The 6,000-nt window shown below is 60.7% G+C and carries 7 protein-coding genes; 4 read left to right on the top strand and 3 right to left on the bottom strand.

Annotated features, from left to right (window positions below):
* The 3 genes from LW884_11245 to LW884_11235 all read right to left on the bottom strand — a co-directional run.
* A partial coding sequence (locus LW884_11245; GenBank protein ID MCE3008904.1) for an IS1595 family transposase occupies positions 1-228 on the bottom strand: 228 nt, incomplete at its 3' end.
* The gene (locus LW884_11240; protein MCE3008903.1) at positions 210-500 is read right to left on the bottom strand and encodes a hypothetical protein; all 291 of its coding nucleotides are present in this window, start codon (positions 498-500) and stop codon (positions 210-212) included. The genes LW884_11245 and LW884_11240, both read right to left, overlap by 19 nt.
* A gap of 36 nt (positions 501-536) precedes the next feature.
* A complete protein-coding gene (locus LW884_11235) occupies positions 537-1,673 on the bottom strand; it encodes an endonuclease/exonuclease/phosphatase family protein (GenBank protein MCE3008902.1) in 1,137 nt (378 codons plus the stop codon).
* 51 nt (positions 1,674-1,724) lie between these two features.
* Between LW884_11235 and LW884_11230 the strand changes: the two genes are divergently transcribed.
* From LW884_11230 to panB, 4 genes are all read left to right on the top strand, one after another.
* Positions 1,725-2,636, top strand: a complete 912-nt coding sequence (locus LW884_11230) for a flippase-like domain-containing protein (GenBank protein MCE3008901.1) — start codon at positions 1,725-1,727, stop codon at positions 2,634-2,636.
* On the top strand, positions 2,612-3,715 hold the full coding sequence (locus tag LW884_11225; GenBank protein ID MCE3008900.1) for a glycosyltransferase: 1,104 nt from the start codon (positions 2,612-2,614) through the stop codon (positions 3,713-3,715). The genes LW884_11230 and LW884_11225 overlap by 25 nt, the downstream gene beginning before the upstream one ends.
* Positions 3,716-3,758: 43 nt before the next feature.
* On the top strand, positions 3,759-4,955 hold the full coding sequence (locus tag LW884_11220) for a DUF4476 domain-containing protein (GenBank protein MCE3008899.1): 1,197 nt from the start codon (positions 3,759-3,761) through the stop codon (positions 4,953-4,955).
* A 124-nt stretch (positions 4,956-5,079) separates the two neighbouring features.
* Positions 5,080-5,916: a 3-methyl-2-oxobutanoate hydroxymethyltransferase gene (panB, locus tag LW884_11215; GenBank protein MCE3008898.1), complete on the top strand. Its 837-nt coding sequence runs from the start codon at positions 5,080-5,082 to the stop codon at positions 5,914-5,916.
* The last annotated feature ends 84 nt before the right edge of the window (positions 5,917-6,000 follow it).

Here is a 6,000-nt window from a genome sequence, read left to right as displayed (position 1 = left end):
CTTCCTAACGCCTCCAAAATAGCTTTCATCCAGCTCCATTTCTCCTACTTGTTGCTCAAATTCTTTGGTTTGATGGACTAAGATCTGTTCACGAAAAAAGCGATAGTAACGATTTATTGTGTTCCGATTAATCTGCAAAAGTCTCGAGGCCTGTGTGGCTGTTAGCCCCAGGGCGAATGCCTGCAGAATCTTTTTCTGCCTATATCTGCTTAAATTGCTGTTATCCATTGACTTACAAGGTGATTTCTTGTACTTTGATAGTCAAGCCCCAAATCGTTTACCCGGCTGCCCATATGCCCCATCAGCTGCCAGCCCTGGCCGGGCGCACGGCGATACAAGCCATCGTCGGTAGCAGCATACAGTGTATCAGCGTGTAGCTCCAGCTTGAGCACCTCCTTGCCCGCCAGCCCATCCAGTACCCATTGGGCCCGGCCCCCTTGGGGCACAAGAAGCTGCGCAGCCACAGCCAGCCATATCCAAAAAATCAACCTCGCTTTCATACCCCAATCTACTTACTGTTGTTCATTCCTGCAAAGTCATTTTTTCGCCTGGTGATGCCTGCCAACTGGGCTGGCGGCTATATCTGCGCCAGTGGACTGCCAGCTGGCCACCAGCGGGGCGTGGTCGCTGAGGGTGAAGTACTGCTGGAGCACCCGGCCCTCGGCCCACTGGCCATTGGTAAACAGGTAGTCCAGCCTGCGGTTCCAGGAGCTCCGGCCATTTACGGTATGGCCATAGTAGGCAGGCTCGTTGGCCAGATAGGCTTGTAGCGGGATAGCCTCAGCGTAGGTGGCATACCAGGGCATCAGCAGCCGGGCATCGGGGCGGTAGTCGTCTGCCCGAAATTCGTCCTGGCAGGCCGCATCGTCAAAGCCGTGCGTCTGGCGGGCTCCTGGGGGGATCAGGTTAAAGTCGCCCCCCACAATCACCGCGCCATGGGTGGACGCCCCATGGGCCAGCCCTGCCAGCTGCTGCAGCTGCCTGCGTTTGGTGCCGTCGTGGCTATAGGCCTCCAGGTGGGTATTCAGCACCCGGATGGGTGCCGCCCCGCCCGGTAGAGATACCGTGGCCTGTAGCACACAGCGCCGCAGGTAAAAAAATCGGGTAAGCGGATCCTGTTCCTCTATAAGCGGCAGCTGGTGGCGCACCGCATCGGCCAGCGGGTATTTGCTCAGGATGGCCACACCCGAGTTTACCCGCCCCAGGCCATGACTGGGCACGTAGCGCACCTGCCACTGGCTGGCATAGGCACCATAATTGAGTGCCGTATGATTCAAGATCCAGGCCAGCTGGTCTACATAAGCTGCCCGCCGACTATCAATATCAACCTCCTGCAGCAGCAGGATGTCGGGGTCCTCTTGCCTGATCACCCGGCAGATGGCGGCCAAGTGGGTGGTTACCTCGCGGGCCGACATGTGCACCCTATCGCCGTAGCAGTCGAAAAAGAAATCGATACGTCCACCGCCAAACTTGATGTTCCAGCTCATCACCTTCAGTGGCCCAGGGGGCACCGGCACCGGCCGGAGCGTATCGGCCTGCAGCTGCAGGGCAGGCTCCTGTGGGCCAAAGCGATGCACCCACACCGGAGTGAACAGCACCAGCACTACACCCACTGCGAGCAACAGGAGCAACACCAGCAGGCTACGGCCTAGTATGCGAAAAAGCGACTTCAAGACTGGCAGCGTGGAATAATCGCCTGAAAATATACTTATCTTGGCGCATACATGCACTGGTTTCGCGCGGTTTTGGCCAAAAAATGGGCCCGGATGCTTATATCGCTGCTGCTGCTGCTGGGCATAGGCTACCAGCTGTACGCTTGGGATCCGGCCCTGCGCTGGCCCAGGGCCGAGCCACTGTGGGCACTGTGTGCCCTGCTACTGCTACCCCTGAACCTGGGAGCCGAAGCGCGGAAGCTGCAACAGGCCTACCGCACCATGGGCATCTTTACCGGCTTCGGGTCGGCGGTTCGCGCGGTGCTGGGCAGCGCTACCGCTGCTTTTCTTACCCCCAACCGCCTGGGCGAGATACCCGCCCGGCTGGCCTGGCTGCCCGCCTCGGCGCGCGCGCGGGGTCTGCATGCCCTGGCGCTGGAGCGGCTAAGCCAGCTAAGTGCTACCCTCTTTGCCGCCGCACCCGCCCTACTGTGGGCCAGCCCCTTTTCGTCTCCCACGCTATCCGGCGGGCTAGCCTTGGGCTGCATACTGCTGGGCCTGGGCATTTTGTGGCCCTTTGTGGGTAGGCTGCCCATCCGCCTGCCCGGCCGCTGGCAGGCTTGGTATCCGGTGCGCATTTCGCACTGGGCCTTGCTCGGCGTACTGGCCTGGGCGGGCTTGCGTTATGCCATCTTTAGCCTGCAGTATCTGCTACTGCTCTGGGCCTTTGGGGTATCGCTGCCCACCGGCCTACTGCTAGCCGGCATTAGCCTTACCTATGCGGCCAAGAGTGTGGTGCCCAGTATAGCACTGGCCGAGCTGGGTATACGCGAGGCTGCCGCCCTCTCTGTATTTGGTGTGCTGGGTGCGCCCGCTGCCCCCATACTGGCCGCCACGCTGTTACTCTTTACGCTAAACCTGGTGCTGCCAGCCCTACTGGGCTGTGGGCCTAGCCTCCGATGGATCTGGGCACGGGCATCCTAGTGCTTGCCGCCAGCCTGGGCCTGCTGGCAGGGCTGGCCTACGCGGCCTATCTGGCAGCCCACCTGCTGGGCTGGCTACGGCTACGGCGCTACCCCGCAGCCCCACCTAATGCCATCCCCCCCATCAGCATCCTGGTTCCGGCACGGAACGAAGGCCAAAACCTGGGTGCCTGCCTGGCGGCTGTGCAGCAGCAGCCAGGCCCCTGGGAGGTGTGGGTGATAGACGATGAGAGCGAAGATGATACCTACCCCATTGCCCGGGCATTTGCCCAGGCCGATTCACGCATTCAGGTGCTGCGGAGCAAGGGGGGCAAAAAGCAGGCCCTGAGCCGGGGCATACAGGCGGCCCGGCATGCCTGGATCGTAACCCTGGATGCAGACTGCGTAGCCGGGTCCACCTGGCTATGCAGCCTGGCAGCCTACCTGCAGCCCGGATGCAGCCTGGTGGCGGGGCCTGTGCAGCTGGCCGGAAGCGGCCCACTGGCGCGCCTACTGGCTGCGGAGCAGGCCGGACTGATGGTGCTGTCGGGCGGGGCATTCGGGTTAGGCTGCCCAGGCATGAGCAATGGGGGCAACCTGGCTTTTCGCAAAACAGCCTGGGAATCCGTGGGCGGATATACCGCCCATGCACACCTGAGCAGCGGAGATGATATGCTGCTGCTACAGCAGCTGGTGCAGGCCGGGCACCAGGTGGCCTACTGCCCCCTGCCCGGTGCCGCCGTGCGCACCCAGCCCCCTGCCGGGCTGGCCGGGCTGGCACAGCAGCGCCGACGCTGGCTGAGCAAGAGCCGGGCCTACCGGAACCCCCTACTCACAGGGGGTGCGCTGGGTCTGCTGGGCTTTTGGCTCTTCCTGCCAGCACTGCTGTGGTGGCATCCCAGCCTGGCCCTACTGCTGTGGGGGGCCAAGGCCGGGCTGGAACTGAGCCTGTGTGTAGCCGGGCGTTCCTTTGGCTCCGCGCCGGGGGCGCTACGGGCGTTCCCGCTGCTGCAGCTGCTACAGCCGCTGTATGTGCTGTGGGCGGGTGCCCAGCAGCTAAGGCCCAGGGCTTTTAGCTGGAAAAACAGGGTGCTGCGCTAGCATGGGCAACGCTTTTATGCGGGCAGCTTTGTACCTTGCAGCCATGGGCATACGGGCATCCTTTCGGCATATTCTCGCCGCAGCCTGGGGCTGTACCATGGGGCTGGCTGGGGGCACACTGAGTGCGCAGCCTACTGGTACCCTCATCCTAACGGCAACCGAGGATGTGCAGTTTGTAGCGAGCCTGAATCAGCAGCTGATCCATAGCCCGGCCTACGGCAGCCTGCGTGTTGCCGCGCTGCCTGGCGGTAGCTACCGGCTCCACCTTAGTGTGTTTGGCCCCCGGGGCGGAGATGCGCTCTCGGAAGAAATTGCCATCAAGCCCGGAGAAGCCCTGCACTTTTCGGTACAGCTCCCGAGGGGGAAAAAGCCCCGACTAAGCTGGATGGATACGTATCCGGAAAAAAGCATGCCCACGGATATGCCCCCGATAGCCCACAGCTGCCTGGCACGGCGAATGAGCAACGGAATGCTGTACTTTGCCTTTCCGGAAGATAGCCTGAACGCCGATGGCATGCACGAGGGCATACCCGGGGAATGTAGCAAACCCATGCATCCGGCGCTGCTAAATACCACCCTGGCACAAATGGGGGAGCAAGACCAGGAAGCAGAGCGCCTGGCCACAGCGCGGGCCGCAACAGAAAAAACCGACTGCCTGAGCAGCGAGCAGACCTGGCTGCTAATGAAAGCCCTGGCACAGGACAGCAGCCGCCTACAGCTGGCACAACTGGCCTGGCTACAGGTATCCGATCCGGGCCTCTTCAGGCTGGTCGATGCGGCCTTTGAACAAGAAACCTACGTTGCGCACCTGAAAGAATACCAGACCGTTAATCCACGCTACATGAAGGTGCCGCTGGAGGGCTTCGGCTACGGGGAAGATATGCGCCGAGGCAAAACGTATACGGACGAACTGGATGCCGCCGGCCACTGCCTGCACCCAATAGACAGCGCTGCCTTCCAGGCCATAAAGGCCGAGCTGCAGGTACAAAATTTTGAAAGTGAAAAAACCCAATACCTGCAAACGCAGGCACAGGTACACTGTTTTACCATAGCACAGCTCCGGCAGCTGCTAGCACAGCTGCGCTTCGAGCGAAGCAGACTAGAGACGGTGCGGCTCATATTCCCCGCTATCTACGACCCCGAGAACTATGCCGCACTACTGAGCGACTTTAGATACGAGAGCAACCGGGAAAACCTGACTCGATTCATGAAGGCAAACGCCCAGAAGCCCCGCAGGTAGGCCGGCCTAAGGGGCATACCCCCAGGCAAACAGGCCTCCAGCGCACCCACCACCCGATGCTGTGTACGCTACCACCGCGGGCACAGCGTATATTGGGTATATTGGGGGGCAAAAAAAGAACGAAATGTCTAGCTACAGCCAGAAGAAGGGAGACCGGGCCGACCGAAAGGTAACCACACACCGCCTGCATGAGATGAAAATGCGGGGCGAGAAGATCAGCATGCTTACGGCCTACGACTACAGCATGACCCAGATACTGGACGGTGCTGGCATAGACGTACTGCTGGTAGGCGATAGCGCGAGCAATGTGATAGCCGGACACGAAACCACACTGCCTATTACGCTAGACCAGATGATCTTTTTGGCCAGCAGTGTGGTGCGGGGGGTAGACCGCGCCCTGGTGGTGGTAGACCTACCCTTTGGCACCTACCAGGGGGATAGCCGGAATGCCCTCCAGAGTGCCATTCGCATTATGAAAGAGAGCGGGGCCCATGCGGTGAAGGTAGAGGGCGGTGCCTTTGTTATCGAGAGTGTGCGGCGCATCATCAGCGCGGGGATACCGGTAATGGGCCACCTGGGGCTAATGCCCCAGAGTATATATAAATACGGAACCTATGCCGTACGGGCCACCGAAACCGAAGAGGCCAACCAACTGATAGCGGATGCAAAACTGCTGGAGGAAGCGGGCGTGTTCGGCCTGGTGCTGGAAAAGATACCCGCCAAGCTAGCCCAAACCGTTACCCAGACCCTGCGTATCCCCACCATTGGCATAGGGGCTGGCCCGCACACAGATGGGCAGGTGCTGGTAACACACGACATGCTGGGGGTAAACCAGGCCTTCAGTCCACGCTTCTTGCGCCGATATGCAGACCTGCACGGTGTGATGACCCGTGCCTTCCAGCAGTATATAGCGGATATAAAGTCGGGCGACTTTCCGAACGAGGCCGAAGAAGCCTACTAGCCAGAGGCGAGGCTATTGAATCCAGTACCCCCCAGCGGCCACGCATGCTGCGTAGCGGCACTGTAAGCTTCCCAAAAAGCTGAG

The organism is Bacteroidota bacterium (genome assembly GCA_021300195.1).
Lineage (GTDB): Bacteria > Bacteroidota > Bacteroidia > J057 > JAJTIE01 > JAJTIE01.
This window is presented reverse-complemented; position numbering and strand designations above follow the sequence as displayed.

Excerpts from the sequence above, each read along its gene's own strand:
- LW884_11220 (MCE3008899.1), top strand. The coding sequence starts at position 3,759 with ATGGGCATACGGGCATCCTTTCGGCATATTCTCGCCGCAGCCTGGGGC.
- panB (MCE3008898.1), top strand. The coding sequence starts at position 5,080 with ATGTCTAGCTACAGCCAGAAGAAGGGAGACCGGGCCGACCGAAAGGTA.
- LW884_11240 (MCE3008903.1), bottom strand. The coding sequence starts at position 500 with ATGAAAGCGAGGTTGATTTTTTGGATATGGCTGGCTGTGGCTGCGCAG.
- LW884_11230 (MCE3008901.1), top strand. The coding sequence starts at position 1,725 with ATGCACTGGTTTCGCGCGGTTTTGGCCAAAAAATGGGCCCGGATGCTT.
- LW884_11225 (MCE3008900.1), top strand. The coding sequence starts at position 2,612 with ATGGATCTGGGCACGGGCATCCTAGTGCTTGCCGCCAGCCTGGGCCTG.